This is a genomic window from Chryseobacterium pennipullorum (genome assembly GCF_003384725.1).
GTDB classification, from domain to species: domain Bacteria; phylum Bacteroidota; class Bacteroidia; order Flavobacteriales; family Weeksellaceae; genus Chryseobacterium; species Chryseobacterium pennipullorum.
On sequence record NZ_QNVV01000020.1, the window covers coordinates 50,695 to 70,918 of the forward strand.

General features: G+C 40.8%; 9 protein-coding genes. All 9 read right to left on the bottom strand.

Translation table 11 applies throughout. The features are described 5' to 3' along the window. Positions 1-75: 75 nt before the first annotated feature. The 9 genes from DRF67_RS17960 to glsA all read right to left on the bottom strand — a co-directional run bounded on the left by DRF67_RS17960 (position 76) and on the right by glsA (position 20,103). Positions 76-624: a hypothetical protein gene (locus tag DRF67_RS17960; protein WP_115929682.1), complete on the bottom strand. Its 549-nt coding sequence runs from the start codon at positions 622-624 to the stop codon at positions 76-78. Then, positions 621-1,871, bottom strand: a complete 1,251-nt coding sequence (locus DRF67_RS17965) for a condensation domain-containing protein (RefSeq protein WP_115929683.1) — start codon at positions 1,869-1,871, stop codon at positions 621-623. The genes DRF67_RS17960 and DRF67_RS17965 overlap by 4 nt, the downstream gene beginning before the upstream one ends. Then, positions 1,868-3,139 (bottom strand): condensation domain-containing protein, encoded by a 1,272-nt coding sequence (locus tag DRF67_RS17970; protein ID WP_115929684.1) that lies wholly within the window; start codon positions 3,137-3,139, stop codon positions 1,868-1,870. The genes DRF67_RS17965 and DRF67_RS17970 overlap by 4 nt, the downstream gene beginning before the upstream one ends. A gap of 3 nt (positions 3,140-3,142) precedes the next feature. Continuing rightward, a complete protein-coding gene (locus DRF67_RS17975) occupies positions 3,143-5,545 on the bottom strand; it encodes a glycosyltransferase (protein ID WP_115929685.1) in 2,403 nt (800 codons plus the stop codon). Continuing rightward, positions 5,538-6,320 (bottom strand): alpha/beta fold hydrolase, encoded by a 783-nt coding sequence (locus DRF67_RS17980; protein ID WP_115929686.1) that lies wholly within the window; start codon positions 6,318-6,320, stop codon positions 5,538-5,540. The genes DRF67_RS17975 and DRF67_RS17980 overlap by 8 nt, the downstream gene beginning before the upstream one ends. Then, entirely contained in the window at positions 6,311-6,610 is a 300-nt protein-coding gene (locus tag DRF67_RS17985) for an acyl carrier protein (RefSeq protein ID WP_002977699.1), read from the bottom strand. The genes DRF67_RS17980 and DRF67_RS17985 overlap by 10 nt, the downstream gene beginning before the upstream one ends. Beyond that, positions 6,598-10,863 carry a type I polyketide synthase gene (locus tag DRF67_RS17990; RefSeq protein WP_115929687.1) on the bottom strand — a complete coding sequence of 1,422 codons (4,266 nt, stop codon included), beginning with the start codon at positions 10,861-10,863 and terminating at the stop codon, positions 6,598-6,600. Before DRF67_RS17990 ends, DRF67_RS17985 begins: the two co-directional genes overlap by 13 nt. Positions 10,864-10,882: 19 nt before the next feature. Continuing rightward, positions 10,883-17,923, bottom strand: coding sequence for a type I polyketide synthase (locus tag DRF67_RS17995; protein ID WP_115929688.1), 7,041 nt, complete (start codon positions 17,921-17,923; stop codon positions 10,883-10,885). A 1,166-nt stretch (positions 17,924-19,089) separates the two neighbouring features. Next, on the bottom strand, positions 19,090-20,103 hold the full coding sequence (gene glsA / locus DRF67_RS18000) for a glutaminase A (protein WP_115929689.1): 1,014 nt from the start codon (positions 20,101-20,103) through the stop codon (positions 19,090-19,092). Between the last annotated feature and the right edge of the window lie 121 nt (positions 20,104-20,224).

A 20,224-nucleotide genomic window follows, 5' to 3' on the forward strand; every position in this document is an offset into this window, starting at 1 on the left:
TAGAACTGAAAATTTTATATAATATTGATGTCTTAACTGTAACGTATTGTAGTATAAATGAATGGTTGTTACGTTTTAATATTCTTCTGCTATGACTATCTGATTCCTCCTACACATCCACCTCCTCAACCTCCACACCGGCAAATACACAAACACCACAGACAATATTCCTGCCAATATCCCCACAACAACAGCCATCGCTGTAGCATCTAGCCTATAATCCTTAGAAAAATTATACTGTCCTACAAAAAGCATAGCTAACACCAAAGAACAGGTAATAACCCCATGCAGAATACTCAGCTTGGTCATCAATTTTTTAATATTCAACTGTTCATCTACGGTAAACTCAATGGCTCCTTGTTCAGCGGCATCTGTTACCCTTTTGATGATGTCTATGGTGAGGACAACGGGGAGAAATAGAGCCATAGGTAAGGTAAGGCGGGCGAGGTTTTGTTCACCGGAGAAAAAATGGGTGTAGCCTAATTCTTTGAAGCTGGCATAGGCAATGATGAAATTGAAAAATACATTCGGAAGGACATAGTAAATCGTACGCTTTATGAGAAAGCGTTTAAGGGTAGTTTTTTTGAGCTTTTTAGGCGGCTTCGGCTTAAATTTCAATTTCATGAGGTGGTCATTAGCGCTATGGCTTTCTCTTTTATTTTGGCGGCTTCCGCTTTGGGAAGGAAGTCTTCGTTGGACAAAAATATAAAATCCATCTGATGGTTGTACGTACTTGTCACCAAAGTGTTTGAGTTCAACCAGGGAAATGCCACGGTTGGACTAAAGATAGTTTCTACACTGAAGTTTTTATAATCATTCGGTATGTTGATTCTGCCCATATTGGATAAGGTCACATCATGACCGCCGTTGCTGGATTTTAGCATGGAAATCATACGGTCAACAATCGGATGCATCTGTTCACCCATCCACAGTAGTTCGCGGGCTTCCATTTTTCCTATTTTCTGAACAAGGTCTTCTTTAATCTGCTTGGCATTGTTCAACAGATCGGAACTTCCTTTTTTAATCGCAAGGTCAACCGTTGGAGCAAAAGCAAATAAATGATCTTCTTTGATTTCCGGAATAAAATGACGAACATCCACCGGACTGATTACTTTTCCTTTGGCGTCTTTCCCTTTCACTTCCTGGAATGCCTGCATGAAGGCCGAACAAAGCAAAGCATGTACAGAAACTCCATTGGCTTTACATTTTTCAGCGATTTGGGTGGTGGTTGCCGGATCCAGTTTTTGGTGAAGAACATAATCTTGTCCAAGGTTTCTCTTTTTGCTTTTCTGTTGTAGCATAAAGAAGAACCTGGCAAAGGTCAGATAAAGTTTGGCTTTGAATTTTTTACTTTTTACGTTAAAGTTGGAAGGGAGAAATTCATCTACGGAAGTGAAAGGCTCGTAAGGTTCTAATTCTAAAGCTGGGTTGTCTAAAAGCTGAAGAAGTTCCTTCATTAAGGTCACTCCGGTGGTCCCGTCTGAAATGCAGTGCGGGATGGCCCAAAATACTTCAGAAACACCCTGTCCTCTTACCCATACTACACGGGCAAGCGGTGTTTTTTCTTCCTCAAATAAGATTTTCCATTCTTTTTGGGATTCTGCCAGCCAGTCCTGGTCTGTTTTTCTTTCTACGATGCGGAGTGGGATAGGAGCAATCTCTTTTTCTTCTATAAAAAAAGGATATTTCTCAGTTTTAGAGTCTATAACCACTCTTAGTAATGCATGTTTCTGCTGGATTTTTTCCAGAGCAGTTTTAAAATTCTGCTCCGGAATTTCTCCTTTTATTTTGGCTGCAAATACACAGTTTACGGGCGTTTCGGGATCTACATACATGATCCTTTCCACCATCATTAGTTTTCTTTTGATCATGATACAGCAATATATTCCAGTTGGGTTTTAATGATTTTCATGACTTCATCACGGATAGCCAGAGCATCGGTATAAGGTAAATAGCCTTCACTTCCTACAAATGAAAAATCCATTTTTCCACGGTACGTAGAAACTACCAGTGTAGTTGTGTTTCCCAGCGGACCAATCACGGACGGACTGAAAATAGTATCTACCGAAAATTCTTTATACTCATGAGGTATCTGAATGCGTCCCAGATTGGAAAACATACAATCATTAGAGGATTTTCCGTTCTTTAGAAGCTTGGTGAAATTATTCAACGCATCATGACCGGATTCCATCACCATCATGGTAATATAAGGGTCAAGCTTAGAAGTTTTACGTTCTACAGAAGCCTGCATCGCATGTAAATTCTCTATAAAGCTCAGCTTTTCATTGGCAGAAACTACGATCATCAATCCAAAAGCAAAAATGTGATCGTTTTTGATCTGGGTAGCAAAACGTCTGATATCTACAGGGCAGGAGACCTTATTGAAAGCTCCGGTTCCTTTTACTTTCTTGAAAGCCTGAAGCAAAGCAGCACTTAAGAACGTGTTCACGGTAGCCCCATTGGCTTTGCAATAGGAAATCAGCTGCTGGCTTACGGTTTCATCTATTTTCCAACTGATTAAATAGTCATTTTGGCGGTCAATAGATTTTTTGCCGGTAGGAATAACCTTAATGGCTGTAGCCGCTAATCTTCCGATGAATCTGGCCTTTAATTTTTGCTTTCTGCTGTTTAAAATATTCGCCGGAACCACGTCCTCAATACCTAAAATGGGGCTTTCTATCCCGATATCAGCCTTTGGATTATCCAAAACCTTTAAAAACTCATAGAGAAAAGCCATTGCAGAACCACCATCGCATAAACAATGGTGGAACGCAAAAAGCATCTCAGAAACGTCTTCCCCCTTGATCCAGACAAACCGGATAAGAGGTAATTTTTTAGGATCGAATAAAGTATTCCATTCCCTTCTGGATTCTTCCTGCCACTGATCTTCTCCTTGTCTGACAATAATACGTACCGGAATGGAGATCGGGTTTTCAGGAACATCAAACCAGGGGATATTTTTATCATCGTGAGCAATAAGCGCTCTTAACCACGGATGTTTTTGCTGGATCTGAGCCAAAGCCTGCTGGATATCCTTTAATGCAAAGGTACCTCTGAGTCTGAAAGGAATCACCGCATTAAACGGTTCTGTTCCGTCTCCCAGTAACATTCGTTCGCCAAATAACAATCTTCTTTTCATAAATTATACGGAAGCTAATGTGGAATGTTCCTGTACAAAGTTTTCAAGCAATTCTACCGCTTTATCATTACCTCCGGCAAGATTAAACGTATTTTGAACCTCCTGAGCAGCAGCTCTGTATTTAGGATTTTCCAGTAATTCAAAAACGGTTTCACAAAGAGCTTCTACACGGAGTCTCTTGTATCGGATGCTGATTCCACAGCCCGCCTGCTCAATTAATTTCGCAATATGAAAATGGTCATAAGCAATAGGAGTGATTAACATCGGTAAACCATTACGGAAAGTATCATTTACGGTATTGAAACCACCGTGGCAAATGACCATATCCATCCTTTGCATCACTGCAGATTGAGGCACGAAGCTGTTCACGATAAAGTTCTCCGGCCATTCTTCAAAAATTTCCGGTGGAGTAGCGGCAATCACCGTTACCGGCTGATTTTTAAATGCAGCGATGATCTTTTCAAAGAAAGCCTTTCTGATGTCTACCAACAACGTTCCCAATGATACGAAGATCTTTGGCGTGGTAGAAGCATTTAATTTATCCCAGTCAAATGGAGCATCGTTCGGACGGCCTTTTACAGGGCCTACAAATTTCATGTGAGAGGGTACAGTATCAAAACCGGCAAAGGCTTGTGATGTAAATACCATATTCAGTTTATGTGAATGGATGTAAATACCTTCCTCATGAATGCCTACTTCTTTTTGCAGGTCTTTGATGAGGTTTTGCTGCCACTCCCAGATTTTAGGAGCACTTTTTTCAGTATCTCCCATCACGTCCGGTGGAACAGGGGTGGTTGTTACGCAAGGAATATTATGTTTGTGAGCGAAAAGCGCACCTCCGAAAGTGATACAGTCGTTCACGATTACATCAGGCATCCAGCTTTCTGTTAATCGGGTTAATCCCGGCATCATCATTTTGGCGAAAGGAACATACGTTTCTTCCAGTGCTAATTTCATCACTTCAGGTCCTGAACATGCAGGTCCGTCATCCTGTCTTTTTAAAATACGGGCAATTTCTTCCTGATACGGAACAAGATCCTCTTCAGGATAGAAATAAGAACCACCTTCCGGAATATGTTTGCTGTCTAAAGGCGTAATTCCGAACCATTTTACTTCATGGCCACGGGCAATCAGACTGGCTCCCACACTTAATGTAGGGCTCACATGTCCGAAAAACGGCGGAACAACGAATAAAAATTTAGATGGTTTTTTTGGTTTGGAAGCCTTTATGATGGCTCCTTCCAATAAATTAGCTGCTGTAGATGCTCCTCCTGCTTCCATGAAAGATTGTCCTACTTTTTGAGCTGCCTCACGGTAGCCCGGGTTATTTAATATTTGTTGTACTGCCTCTCTCAGATGATTGGCTTTAAATCTGTTAAAATTAAGTCGTTCACCTGCTTCCGTACGCACCACACGTCCTGCAACGTGCGACTGGTCATACGCAATAGGAATTACGACCAAAGGAATCCCGTTGGATAAGGTTTCGGAAACGGTATTGTGACCGCCATGACAAACCACCCCATCAAGATGAGGTAACAGATCCAGTTGAGGAACCTGCTGATATACCATAAAGTTATCCGGCCATTGCTCGAAAAGCTGTGGGTCAGAAACTACAACAACGGTTAAATCTTCCTCTTTAAAAGCATCCACTACCTTTTGGAAGAATGCTTTTTTATGATCGTGATCGAAAGTAGTTCCGATACTTACTAAAATCTTTTTGTTGGTAGCACTTTTTAATCGGTCCCAATCGAATTCACAAGAGATACGACGTTCGGTAAGAACGGGTCCCGTGAATTGATATTGAGGTTCCAGATCTTCCATTTCTCCAAAGAAATAATTCGAGGTTAAAACAAGGGTTAAAAGATCTGAAGTGGCCAGAGAACGTTCCTCATTGAAACCTAATTCTTTCTGGAGATCAATGATCTGATTGACTTCCCATTCGTGTACTTTTGGCAGCTCATTCATGATTTTAATGGCAGCCGGAGCGGTAACGGAAGTTGCACAAGGAATTCCTAATGCTTTTGCTGCCACCGGAGCAGCAAATAATTGATGGTCACCGATGATTAAATCGGGTTGATATGTCTTTAATAAAGCAACAATTCCATTATAGCAATGTCTGTTCAGCGGAATAAGAACTTCCTCGTAAAGGAACTTCACGCTGTCGATTCCGTACACTACTTTTTTGGAAATAATATCAAGATATTGTTCGCTTTCTTTTTTTTCTGCGTCGGTCTGATCGTATTGGATCAGTAATAATTTTCCGCCCTCTGGAAGTTTAGCCTCTAAAGTCGGGTCAAGGCTGATCCAGGCTACTTCGTGCCCTCTTTCCAACAGAGTAGCACCGATGCTTAGGGTAGGATTGATATGTCCTGTCAAGGGTGGAACTATAAATGCAAATTTAGCCATGGTTCTTCGTTAAAATATTAGATAAAAACTGAGCGATCGTCTCTGCGATGAGCTGAGGTTCCTGAATTGGAATATTGTGATCGCCGGAGATTAATTCAAGTTCGGATGAACCGATTTGAGACTGCAGCCACTCTCCTGTAGGTTTGCAGTTGGAATCAGCACCATAAAGCAATAAAGTGGAAGCTTTCAATTGATTGAAATCGGCTTCACCAAGGAAATGTTTTTCCTTAATCATATCTGCTTTGATGCTGGTTTGATTAAACAGAAACTCATACATACGATGGTTCTTTTCCATTTGTCTTTTGCCCATCTGCACTTTGGTAGTATCTGTAAAATTGGCTACATAATGCTCAAGGAATTCCTTGCTGTACTCATCAATGATGTTACGGGCTTTTTCGTCCTGAGGATCCGGAGCTTCCATCACAACCAGCTGATTAACGCGTTCAGGATATTTCAATGCTGTTTTCAAAGCAATAAGACCACCGAAGCTATAGCCTGTAAGATGTACTTTTTCCAGTTGAAGGTGATCTATTAAACCAATCAGATCGGATGACATGTTTTCAAGGTCGTACCCATCCAAAAAGCGTTCACTCATCCCGTGACTTTTCAGATCGTACATCACCACATGGAAATGTTTTGCCAGAATAGGGGCAATATTAAAATAATAAATGGACAGGTTACTGAACATACCGTGGATTAAGACCACGGTTTGTTCGGCTCCCTTATTGAGTTCCTGTATATGAACTTGTTTATTATTGACAGTGATTATTGGCATTCGTAGATATAATTGATGATCATACTAAGGTCAAGATTAATAAGCTGGTCAAGATCCATAGAAGATAACCAACCTGTAAAGTCGATCTGATCGCCAAAATGCGCCTTGATCTTTTCAGAGAAAGAGACAATCTCGATGCTGTCCATTTCAAGATCTTTGGTGAATGAACTTTCCGGAGTAATGTCCATCTCCTCTACAAATTCAGCACCTATCACTTCAGTAATAAAACCTTTTAATAAAGTAAAAAGTTCTTCGTGGTTCATTTTTAATGTTGCGTTTACAGTGTCCATCCGATAATATAATTTTTATGTTTAATAGTTTTGATTTCAATGTTGTTGATCCACAAGTGATCATCTTTTATAAGTTCGACTTCGAAGGCTTTTGGATTTCCTTTCAATCCGGTTCCTAAAAATTTTCCGTAGGCTTCTTTGGCTACCCAGAAACGGGTGGTCCATTCTGCCTGGTCTTTTCCTTTTAATAAGGCTAATTCATGGTCTGTAAATACCAGGTCATAGAATCCTTCACTGCGTTCTTCCATGAGTTCCATATCGATTCCTACAGATTTGCCATATCTCGCAATCCCCACAGCTTCTTTTCCTTTGTGAGCAAGTGAAATATGAATGTCTTCTGTGAAATCACTGATGAGGTAAGGTTTCCCCACTTCATCGGAACGGATCTCAAACGTGATCGGGAAGCAGGCATGATTTTTTTTCTGACGAAGAAGGTTTCTCACGGCATCTTTTACTGCAACACGGCTTACCATCCAGTTTTTCTTCTTGTTGGGTAACAATTGCTGATGATGCTGTTTTTCCGTCTGGTTGAAATATCTTTTCAGGATAAAATCCCATGAAGCTACTCTGGTATAAGCCTGGTGGAAGAAAAATACTTCAGGAGCAATCTCTTCAGAAAGTCGGTTATGCAATGGCGACATGGAAACATTCCATAACGCGGCATCAATTTCCAGTCTTCTGTTCTGCCAGCCTGTGATGGCACACCATACTTTTCCGTCTCTTTTCAGAACGATATTGGCAATGGCAAACTCATCGTTAAGCTCAGTCTGCATACAGGTACATTCAAAAATACCTTCCTGATCGTGCATGTCTCCGAAGAATTCAATATCTCTGATCTTTACCGGAAAGGCGATACGGTCTTTCACTAAGGTAAGTTGCAGCCAAAGTCCGAATAACTGTCCGGCATTATCCAGTAGAGATCCTTTTCCGCCATTTCCTTTGATCTTTCCTATGATTCCTTTGGTTCCAACGGCTGATATTTCAGTAATTCCCTGGTATTGATCGCCATGGAACATGTGTGCATCATAAATTTCTTCAGGGGTTCTTTCAATCGGTAAAAGATCACCAACAGAAAGGTTGAATGTTGGAGTAGGAACAGCTGAAGATTTTAAGATCACTTCAGCATTGGCGAAGTTCTCAATATCCAGATACGCATGGTTTTCGCCACGCCATTGTCCTTTCACGGTTTTCTCAAAAGGCTGGGCAACGTTCATCCATTGGAATACACTTACATTCATGATTTTATGAACCTGTGTTCCCGGGACTTCTGCTTCTGCAATTTCAGCAAGCTGCTCAAAGATCATGGTCATCGGGATTACCGGTTCCATATCCGCTACATGAGCCCATCCTTTTGGCTGTCTCAATAAGCTGTGGTCAATCAGGTATGGATGACTTTCCAGCGTTACGTACAGATCTTTTGTGAAAGTTGTACTTCTTGGTGCTTGTGGAGCAGCATATTGTGCTACAGGAGCAACCTGAGCAGGACGTGGAATGGTAATCTCCGGACGGTTCTGGAATAAAGTAAGAACTTCTTCCTGCATACGGATCATATCATTAACATTTTCCTGGAATGCCTGTACCAACGGGTGACCACTTTTGGCAGTTATGGCTGAAGCTGAGGCAGTGTATTGTTTTGGTGTTTCAAAGGCTTGAGCTAAGGCTTTTACTTCTTTAAAGTTTCGGATAATAGGGGAACCTAATTCCAGTTTAATACCTTTTCCTGATGCTTTTTTTGATTGCTGCTGAAGTTCTAAAAAGTCAAGAGCAATGGTTTTCCCTTCTACGAATAACGAAGCAACAACACGTTGTAGCTGTGCCAATGCAGAACGGGCAGGAACACTGGAAGGAATGGTGCTGAATGCTTTTCCTTTCAAGGTATCATCAATAAATCCGATCAGACCACCAGTACCCACCTGAATGAATACTCTGGCGCCTTCTTCGTATAATTTATCCGTCAGTTCACGGAAACGAACAGGTTCAACCAAATGCTCGGCACTCAGTTTTCTGATCGCTGCCTGATCTGCAGGATAAGGTTCTAAAGTCGTCGCAGACCATAACGGAATCTTTGTTTTCTGGAACTGTGCTTTTTCCATTCCGGCAAGGATTACATCCAGTTTATCAGCGATAAAAGGAGAGTGGAATCCAGATTGGAACGGCAGTACCTGATGGAAGATCTGTTTTGATTTTAATAACGGAACCAATTCATCCAATGCGGCATTGCTACCACAAAGAATCACCTGATTAGGACAGTTATCGTTAGAAATATACAGGTCTGAAATTTCTGAAATAAAAGGCTGTACGACATCAATTCCGGCTCCGATGGCAATGAATTTGGAATCTTTTAATTCAAAAGTTTCCGGATTCAATACATCTATTAAAGCTTTTACAGAATTGGCTTCTGCTAACTCAGATGAATATCCTGCCAGCCATTCTCCTAAGCTGTGTCCTGCATTCATATCTGGGATAATTCCCAGTTTTTTCAATGAATTATCAAGGATACTACAGGTATTGAAGATGTTTAAAGCATCGGTTAAAAGGCCTTCGCCTTCTGTTTCTATAGGCGCTGTTAATCCGAAATAACGACTTACACTTTCCACTTCACCTTTTGCCAGACCATCCAAACCAGGGAATACAAAGGCTACTTTTCCGCCATCTTTTAATAATGGGGTAGAAGTGTACCAGATATCCTGTTTGTTTTTCCAGATCAGGTTTTTAGAAACAATTTTAAGTGCTTTTTCTATTCTTGCAGGAGTAGGATCAAATATCGCTACTCTGAAATCTCCTTCACCTAAAGTAGTATCGTTATTTTGTAATGCAGAAATCAATTCTGCATGCGTAGGTCTTGCCAATAGCAATACTTTGTCTTTTTTAGGCATATCATAGCCTTCAAGAACAACGTGTGCATTGATTCCACCAAATCCGAAAGCGTTTACTGCTGCTACTTTTGGCAGTCCGGTTTTTGACCAGTTTTTAGCTTCCTGTACAGGCTCGAATCTTGTGTTCTGCATGTCTGCAGTAGGATTTTCACAGTATAAGGTTGGTGGTAAAGTATCGTGGTGTAAAGCCAGACAGGTTTTAATTAATCCTGCGATTCCGGCAGCCGGCATGGCATGTCCGATATTGGATTTCACAGAACCGATTCCTGCTACCAGAGCAGCTTCTTCTTTTCCAAAGAACTGTGATAAGGTCTGAAGCTCAGTTTTATCTCCAAGCGGAGTTCCGGTACCATGGGCTTCAACATAACCTACTTTATTTTTATCCAGATCTGCATTGATCCAGGCTTGTTCTAAAGCTTTCAACTGGCCTTTGACGGATGGGCTCATCACGCTAGTTCCGTTACCATCACTGCTTACGCCCACGCCTTTAATCACAGCATAGATTTTATCCTGATCACGAACAGCGTCTTCCAATCGTTTTAAAACGACGAAACCACAACCTTCGCCAATCAGTAATCCATCAGCATCCATACTGAAGGGCTTGATCTGCTGTTGACGGGACATCGCGCCTAATTGAGCAAAAATACTCCAGAACGCAGCATTTTGCCCGGTGTGAACACCTCCGGCGATCATCATATCAGAACGACCTCTCTGAAGTTCCTGTACAGCGTGATCTACAGCGATTAAAGCGCTGGCACAAGCAGCATCAACAGTAAAAGCAACGCCTCCAAGGTCAAAACGGTTGGCCACCAATGAAGCTACCAGATTAGGAATTAATCCCATGGCAGTATCAGCAGCGAAACGTCCTTTACGTTCCTGGAAAGCATGTTTTACTTTTTCAATATCAGCAGAAGATACCTGAGGGAGAAGTTCCTGCAATAAGGAGGAAATCTGTTCTCCGGTTCTTACAATTTCAATGGCACGGGTAGCTCCCGGCCCGGTATAATTTCCTTTTCCGATGATGATTCCTGCTTTTTCAAGGGAAATATTCTTTTGAAATACTCCGGCATCCTCTAAAGCTTTCTGAACTAAATCAAGGGTGAGTAAATGATCGGGTTCTGTTCCTTCCACCGCAAGGGGTAAAATTCCAAAAGTGGTAGGATTGAACTCATAATCAGGAATAAACCCGCCTCGTTTGCAGTAGAAACGATCGACAGGGTTGGTGGCATCACTAAAATGCACCGGATCTATCCTATCGGCCGGAGCGGATTGGGTAGAGTCTACTTTATTGACAATATTCTGCCAAAAAGTATGGGCGTCCTGCGCCCCGGGAAAGACGCAGGATAGTCCAACTACAGCAACATCTGTTTTTTTCATGTTTAGTGTATACAGAGGGTTACCAATTATTTCCTGACATGATAAGCACCTGGCTTTCAGTTCCGTATTTTATTTCGTTAAGGAAGATTTCTTTTCCTTCATCCAATGGGATCATGGAAATTCCTCTGCGTTCGTATTCAGATTCAAGGGTGGAAGAAACCATTCCGGCACCTTTCCAAGGTCCCCAGTTGATAGAGATTACTTTTCCTTGCAGTCTTTTATTCAGCGCGTTAGCGTAATCATCCAGTACACTGTTGGCCGCAGCATAATCTGTCTGGCCTTTGTTACCGTATACGGATGCGATACTTGAGAATAATACCACGAACTGGCAGTCTGTGCGAAGCTGTTCAGCCAATACACGAAGTGGTTTTACTTTGGTATCAAATACACGTCCGAAAGAAGAAGTCGTCTTTTGTTTGAATAATTTATCTTCCAAAAGACCTGCTCCGTGGATTACTCCGTCTAAACGGTTGTATTTTTCATAAATACCGCTGATCAGGTTGCTTAATCCCTCTTCGTCACAAAGATCTAAAGATTGATAAATAATAGTGTTTCCAAGCGCTTCCATATCACGGATCGTGCGTAGGATCTGATTGTTTTTGAAAATTTTCGTGGTTTCTTTTTCAATCTCAGCAGGGGAAGTGAATTTTCCGGATTTAATCGAGTAAGCTCTGATTTCTTCCTTAGTCTTCATTCCTTCGAATTCTTTAGCAGAAGCTTCATTTCTTGGATCTGCTGATCTTCCTACCAAAATATAAGTACATGGATAAGCCTGAGACATGTGTTTCACCAATTCTGCAGTGATTCCCTGTGCACCTCCCAATACCAATACTACTGATTTCTGATCCAGCTGAATGTGTGCTTCATTTAAACTTGTTGACAGTGGGGAAGGGATAATATCTACCTTATGTCTTTTTTCGTTTTTATAAATCACTTCAGCAGGTTTATCGTTGGTTAATATTTCCTTTAAAGTAATTTCAGCGATCTGATCTACTTCCTGAGTTGTACTTAAGCTGATGAATCTGCAAGTCGTGTGATCGAATTCTCTCGCCAAACTTTTGAAAAGTCCGGGATACCCTTGGTGATGACGTAAAACACTTACATCAGTTACTTCCTGAATATGAGCAGCGATATCAGAGATTAAATAGACCCATTTTGCTTTATCAAAATCCAGTTTTTTAATCAAATCAACATGATCGATGATGCTTGGCTTATCTGTTGCTGAGAACAGGTCCAGCATGATTAATCCGTCAACATGTGAAAGATCTTTGTCTGCGTCTACCAATTCTACAATAGCTCCATGTTTTTCCAACTCAGTTTTAATAGCTGAGGTTTGCGTGCTGTCATCCTGAGTGATAGCAAAACGTTTTCCCTGAAGAACTTCTGTATTTTGTACTGAAGAAGCATCTGTAGGGGTGATATCAAAACGAAGACGTGATAATACATTGTTGGTTGGTTCAGTAACTACTTCTTCCTTTACTTCGTTTTTTGTTTCAGTAGTGTCACCGCTCATTTCACTGATCCAGCTTGCCAATCCACGAAGGGTTTTAATAGCTGCAAGTTTTTCCATTACATCATCAGCCTGCTCAAGATTTTCTCCGAAACCGATCTTGTTTTTAAGATCTGCAATGATTTCCATACGCTTGATAGAATCGATACTAAGGTCTGCTTCCAAATCCAGATCCAGTCCTAACATTTCTTTCGGATATCCTGTTTTCTCACTTACGATATTTAAAATACCGTTTTGAAGGTCTTCTAATGATAAAGCAGACTTAGCCTGTGGTGTTGAAATCGATTCAGCAGCTGTTCCGTTTTTTTCAGCAACGGTTGTAGCTTCAGCTCCTGAGAATTCAGTAAGCCATGATACTAATCCGTTTAGCGTTTTGATAGCTGCCAATTGCTCCATCACCATATCTTCATTGGTGTTTCCGTTGGCTAATGTGCCTAACTCGCTGCGAAGTGTTCCGATGATTTCCACTCTTTTGATAGAGTCGATACTCAAGTCAGCTTCAAGGTCCATTTCCATACCCAGCATTTCTTGCGGATACCCAGTTTTATCACTTACAACCTGTAGTAATAAAGCTTTGACATCTCTTGTTGGGGCAGCTTTTACAGCAACAGCAGTAGCAGTCACTGCAACCGTTCTTTCCTGCTGAACTGCTTGTACCGGAATGGTACGTTCAGGGGCAGGTGCCGGCATTGGTGTATTGTAAACAGGCATTGGGTTTACCTGAGGATTCTGTCCCATAAAGGATAGCATCACATCACGTTGTGCCTGTATCATGAGTTTCATACTGTTTAAATATTCCTGCAGCATACGTTCTGCCGTAGATAGGCCTTCCGGTGCAGGAGCTTGCGTATTATGATTGGTAAAATTGTTCATAGGAATAGGATTTATGATAGGGAGTGCACCATTAGCAGGCAATGAACCTGTTGCCGGATGTGCGGCTTGTCCGTTAACACGCCAGATGGCAGGGCTTTTTTTGTACAATTCAGGCTGATTGATATCAACAAGCTGAACGAAACGGCCATCGAAAAGTTTCTCAATATTGAAGCTGCGTCCTGTTCCTAAATACTGAGCTAACATGCAAAGTAAATGGGTGAATTTATTACGGCTGCTGTCTTCAACATATAAAGTCAACTGATCTTTTTCAAGACATGATTTTGCCAATCCTGTAAGGACTTTTCCTGGTCCAACCTCGATGAAGATTCTTGCTCCGTCATTGTACATCGCTTGCATCTGCTCTACGAATCTCACAGGCTGTACCAGGTGATCAGTCAATCTTTCTTTGATGTCTGAAGGATTCGAAGGATATACATTTGCTGTTGTATTAGACCATACAGGGATCTGCATTTCCTGGAAAGGAACATCTTTTAATACATCAGCATATAAACCTTTAGATTTTGCTAATAATGGGCTGTGGAATGCACATGCCACTTCTAATTTTTTAGCAGAAATACCTTCCTGTTTAAGGACTTCCAGCAGTTTATTGATGGCTTCCGTGCTTCCTGCGATAACACATTGAGTAGGCGCGTTGAAGTTAACCGGATAGCATCCTTCCACCTTAGCAATGATCGGCTGTAAACGCTCATGAGCAGCACTTGCAGCTAACATAGAACCCGGATCTCCACCTTCTACTGAGTTTAGGATAGATTGAGCTCTCTGAATACTTAAATCAACCAATTGATCTTCTGCAAATACGCCTGAGAAACATAAAGCCGGTAATTCACCATAGCTGTGACCTGCCAGCATATCAGGAATAATTCCTAATGATTCTAAGAATTTAGCCAATGCAAGATCAACAATTCCTAAAAGCGGTTGTGCCAGACGGGTATCTTTAATGGTTTCTTTCTGTTGCTTTAAATCCGCTTCACTAAATGTTGTAGAAGGGAAAACTACTTTTTCAAGCTCAGAATAGTTATCGATAATCTTACGCATAGCCGGGAAGACTACGAACAGATCACGGGCCATATTGATTCTCTGGCTTCCTTGTCCTGGGAATGTGAAGGCTACTTTACCTTCTTTTTTACTGACAGTGAAAGTATCTTTAGTCTCTATTCCTAGCAATACTAATTCAATCTTCATCATCAGATCTACAGCGGTATCTGCTACGATACTGAACTGAATCGGTTTTTCTGAATTGATGCTTAAACTGTAAGCAATATCTTTTAATGGAATCTCATCGTTGATTTCCAATAAGGTTTTGATCTGGCTTGATTGACCTTTGGCTTCTTCATAAGTATTCCCTCGGAATACAAATAATTCTGAAGGCCAGGACTGCATCGCAATTGAGTCATCTTTTTTCGGATGGTTCGCAATTACAGTGTGGAAGTTTGTTCCACCAAATCCAAAAGCACTGATTCCTGCATATCTGTTTTTCTCAGTCCATAACCCGGTTTCAGCATGGAAAGAGAATGGACTGGTTGCTGCGTTATAATAAGCATTAGGCTGCTTAAGGTGAAGGGTAGGAGGTTTAACTCCATGATAAACAGCCAGAGAAGCTTTGATTAAACCTGCTAATCCTGCAGCACACTTGGTATGTCCGATTTGGGTCTTTACAGAACCTAAATGCGTTTGTCCCGGTAAAGCACCCGAACGGCTGAATAAGTTTGTTAAAGCACTTAATTCTGTTTTGTCTCCAACAACGGTTCCGGTACCGTGAGCTTCTACCAATCCTACAGAGGCTGCACTGATTCCTGCTTGAGTATAAGCACGTTCTAATGCTCTTACCTGGCCCACTTTTCTAGGAGCAGTTAATCCAAGAGCTTTTCCATCACTGGATCCGCCCACTCCTTTGATGACAGAGTAAATACGGTCGCCATCGTTGATTGCATCTTCATATCTTTTTAATACAAGGATTGCAATTCCTTCTCCAAGGGCAATTCCGTCTGCTTCACTGTCAAATGTCGCACATCTTCCTTTTCTGGAAAGGGCATGCGTACTGGAGAACATCAGGTAATCGTTGATTCCGTTGTGTAAATCTGCACCTCCGGCAAGAACCATATCAGATTTTCCTAATACAAGTTCCTGACAAGCTAAATCGATAGCTGCCAAAGATGATGCACAAGCTGCATCTACAGTAAAGTTTCTTCCGCCAAGATCCAGGCGGTTCGTAATCCTGCCTGCGATCACATTGGCTAAAATACCCGGGAATGAATCCTCTGTCGTATGCGGGAAAGCTTCTTTTACTTCTTCGTGAAGTTCTCCGAATACTTGTTTGTAATACCCTCTGAAACTATAGCTGTTGGCAAGGTCGTTACCACCTTCAGCACCTATAATCACCGAGATGTTTTCTCTATTGATATGTTTTTCACCATATCCAGCATCTTCCATGGCACGTTTTGCAACCAATAAAGTCAGCAATTGGGTAGGTTCAATAGCAGCTAGAGACTGTGGTGGAATACCGAATGCTAGTGGATCAAAATCAATTTTTGGAATAAAACCACCCCATTTTGAGTGAGATACATCCGCTTCATCAGAATCCGGTTTGTAATAAAGCTCTTTATTCCATCTTTCATCCGGAACTTCAGTTACACTGTCTTTTCCTAAGATAATATTTCTCCAGAATTCATCCAGATTTTTGGCGCCCGGGAAAATACATTCCATTCCTACGATAGCAATGTCTAATGGCTTTTCGCTGGATGTTGGTAATTCTGGTAATTCAGCGTTTTGGATATATTCGTAATTGTTGATACTAACGTTTTGGTGAAGCTCTTCAAGGGTAAGGACTTTATTGTGCATGGTGGCAATCTGCCCGATCATATACATTCCAAGATCCAATTGATCATCTTTAGGAATGTTGACTAACTGGTCTCCCTGGCGTTCAATACCTTTTGCGGCAATTCTTAAACGGCCTACGTTGAGTTTTTCCAACTTTTCCCATACTTCTTTTTTATCGGTCCCGGCCGCTAAAAGTTTAGCTTTCTCGGTATTGAAGTGGTTGGCAAATGCTGTGTTTAAACAACGGGTTTCGTGGCCTGGAGCTGTTTCCAATAAAACAGTATCCTTAGCCTGCATTGCCTGTAGCTGGAATTCTTCCTGAATGGCTCCGGTCTGTACAGCTTCCTGAGTATACAGATAAGCCGTTCCCATCAAAACACCCACTTTTACCCCTCTGGCAGCCAATGGAGCAGCCATGATAGAAACGAATGCAGTTGAGAAGTCGTTATGGATTCCACCTGCGAAAAATACACTGATATTTTCCGGATGGTCTTCTTTTAATATACGTTCAATTTGTTTTTCCCAAAGAACCATGCTGGATAATGGACCAACGTGTCCACCACATTCACGGCCTTCAAAAATAAAGCTCTTAGCTCCTTCTTTAAGGAAAATATCCAATAGGGCAGGAGATGGAACATGTAAGAATGTTTTTATTCCTGCTTTTTCAAATACTTTAGCCTGTGCCGGTCTTCCTCCAGCAATTAAAACAACTGGTGGCTGAGCTTCAAGGATATACGAAGTCTGTTCATCTCTTAATTCCTGAGGAGCGAATCCTAAAATTCCTACTCCCCATGTTTTGCTGCCTGCCAGTTCTTTGGTTTCCATAACCAAAGATTTTGCTGATTTCCCTGTAAGTAAGGATAAAGCAACAAAAGGTAAAGCACCTGCTTCTGCAACAGCATTGGCAAATCCGGGAACATCACTTACGCGGGTCATCGGTCCTTGTGCAATGGGATATTTTAATCCAAGTTCCTGAGCTAATGGGTTGTTCTGATCGATCACCTGAAGGGTTTTTGCCTGCTTCAGGTGACCGTGCATGGCTTCTTTCAATCCGAATGCAAGCTTTTTCAGGGTTCTGAATTCTTCATACAGATCGGTTGCCAAAGAAATATCCTGGCCCATTGGGATGTAGCTCTTGCTGATATCAAGATCTGTAAAATAGTTTTTAAGATCTTTAGCGGTAATATCATCCGGTAATGAAGGTGAATTGGGTCTTACCAGTACTCGGTGATTGGCAATGATCTTGGTTTCAGTTCCGTTCAGCTTTGAGCATACATCTTTAATGTCCTTTGGAACTGAACTTTCAGGGAATAAAGCCAGCTGACTGTCTAATACAACTCCTGTTGCACCTAAAGCTTTCACGGCAGCGGCAGTATGGAGTCCTATTCCCCCCTGTACCCAAACCGGAATGCTTTTGATTTCATTGATAATGCGCTGGAACAATACGAATGTAGATTCGTAACCGATCTGGCCTCCCGCTTCATTTCCTTTGATGATAATTCCTTGGGCTCCTGCCTGTTCAGCATGTCTCGCTTCCTCCAAACTGGTTACCTGGCAGATAAGATTCAGACTGGATTTTTGATGGAGTGACATGCCGCACGGCAGGATTACAAATTTCACTTTCTCGGGAAATTGAAGTGCCAAAAAATGTTCGTTAGAAATGTGAATACCATACGAAGGTATCTCTAATTGGTCAAGTCGACTTAAGGCTTCCTGGGCCGCCGCCAATTCATGACCCAAACTTAGAACGGGAAAGATACCCGCCTGATGCAGTTTAGGCATGAGGTTGACATCCGGCCTTTCAAAAGGCGTTAGTCCAATAATAGTTAAGTTTTTCATGGCGTTGATATGTTAGTAAAAATTTCATATCACCTGCCTACTCTTTGAGAAAAGAATAAGGGTGCTTATGAATGAATAAAATTGGTTCTTGTTAAATTTTTAATAATAGTGGCTGTTTGGTGATTATTTGTTAATAATTCACTGGTTGCCAATATATTAATAATATTGAGGGTAGTGTCTGGTTTTTTAAAGGGGGTTAGCCCGATAATAGATAAGTTTTTCATAGCATTCATAGTGTTAATTGACGGTATAGGGTTTTTTAACAAAACATTTATTATCTCTTCATAAAGAGATATTGTTTGTTATGAGGGAATAAAAGTAATAAAATTATATGATATCTTCAACCATAAATGAAATTTGATAATGATTTTTTAACAATGAAAAGTGAATTATTCAAATCTAGTTAAAGTACGTTTATTATCTCTTTATTCTTGGGAACAGACCGGTACAATCTGATATGGTTATAATTATAAAGGTTTACAATTACATTAATGTTAAGCAAAGATAGGAATAAAAAATAAAATAATTCAATATTAAGAGATTTGTTTTTTTTATGTTACCAAAAGATAACATGCATAGAATAGCGATGGTATAAGAGAATAGGGGGTATGGAATCAGGATGGGATTCAATCATTTGATTATGAGCAAGAAACAGATTTGTGTAAAAGTCTATTTTCGGTAATATGCGAAAAAATTAAAAAAAAATTAAAAATTAAGTTTAATTAAAAATGAACGATAGACATGAAAAAATTACGTGTATTTAATTTCGATAAAAAATTACGTTATCATACCCATGTTTATAGCTTTCTATGTTTGGAACTTGGCTTCCTATTATATAAAGAACAAATATAAAATACATGAGATTCCAGAATGTAGGCACAATCTTTAAAATTCAAATCAGGTTTCAGTATCTACATCTATATTTTCCAACGTAATGATCTTTGATTTTAATGTATAAGTAAAAAAAATCAACCACAGATGGGCCACTTCCACAGATTTAAGTCTATTTTTTCAGAGCATTAGTCCGTTCGTTTAGGGATGGGTGCCCTGAACTCACAAAAGTGGATTCTGACAATACCTTGTGATTAGGCATAAGGCTCCCGCTCAAAATCTTCAATAAAGTTTTTAAGCGTTGTATTTTTACAATAAGGTGAAGCTCTATCTGGTTAGAAAATGCTCAGATTATATTGTTTTACAAGGTCAAGAATCATGTGATATCCTGCGAGTGAATTTCCGTGCTGGTCTAAAGCAGGACTGAATACCCCAATCCCCATTTTGCCTGGAACACTTACTGCAATTCCTCCACCGACACCGGATTTGCTTGGCAGCCCTACCATCCTGGAATATTCTCCACTGAATTCATACATCCCGGCCGTCAGCATCTGGGATTCTATCAGTTTTGCAACCTCTGCACTTTTATACTTGGAATCTCCATCAAAACGAACGCATTGGTGAGCAAAGAAATAGCCGATTTTGGCAAGGTCTTCAGCCGTAAGTTCAATAGAACACTGTTTGAAATAATTATCCAGCTGATCTTCATTTCCGGAAATCAGTCCGTTATTTTTCATCAGATAGAACATTCCACGATTACGGTGTCCGGTTGATTTTTCAGATTCATATACGGATTTACTGTAGTCTATATTCTGATTTTTGGTAATGTACCGCACCATATCCAGCACTTTAATAAATGCTTGTTCTCCTGCGCCGGAAATCAGGGAAGTCGTATAAATAGCTCCGGCATTCATCATAGGATTAAGCGGTTTACCGGTAGTTTCAAGATTGGAAAAGTGATTGAAAGGCTTTTCGGATCCGAAATATCCCATTTTGGCAAAAACGTCAGCTTCACCCCTCTCACGTACAGCCACCATCAGGGCAATAATCTTAGAGATGCTCTGCATCGTGAATTTTTTGTGAACATCACCTGTATTGAAGACTTTACCGTTTTGATCCACTACCGAAAAAGCAATAGCTTTTGCATCCATTTTTCCAAGCTCCGGAATATAGTCGGCTACTTTTCCCTGGGTGGAGTAGGTTCTGTTCTTTTCAAGAATGCTGCTCAACGTTTTTTCTGAAATGGTTGAAATATCCGCGGTCTGCTGGGCATCAACCATTGCATTGATGGAAAGAAAAGTGGCCATAAAGATCCCTTTGGCAGAAAATAAAAAGCTATTTTTTTTCATAAAGTATGTTTCGAATAAATGTTTCTGATTTGTCACGAAAAAACAAAGATAAAATATTTCACCTTCTGTCTGCAATTCTCACTCAAAATATCTGTTTTTTTAGCCGGAACAGATGATCTTT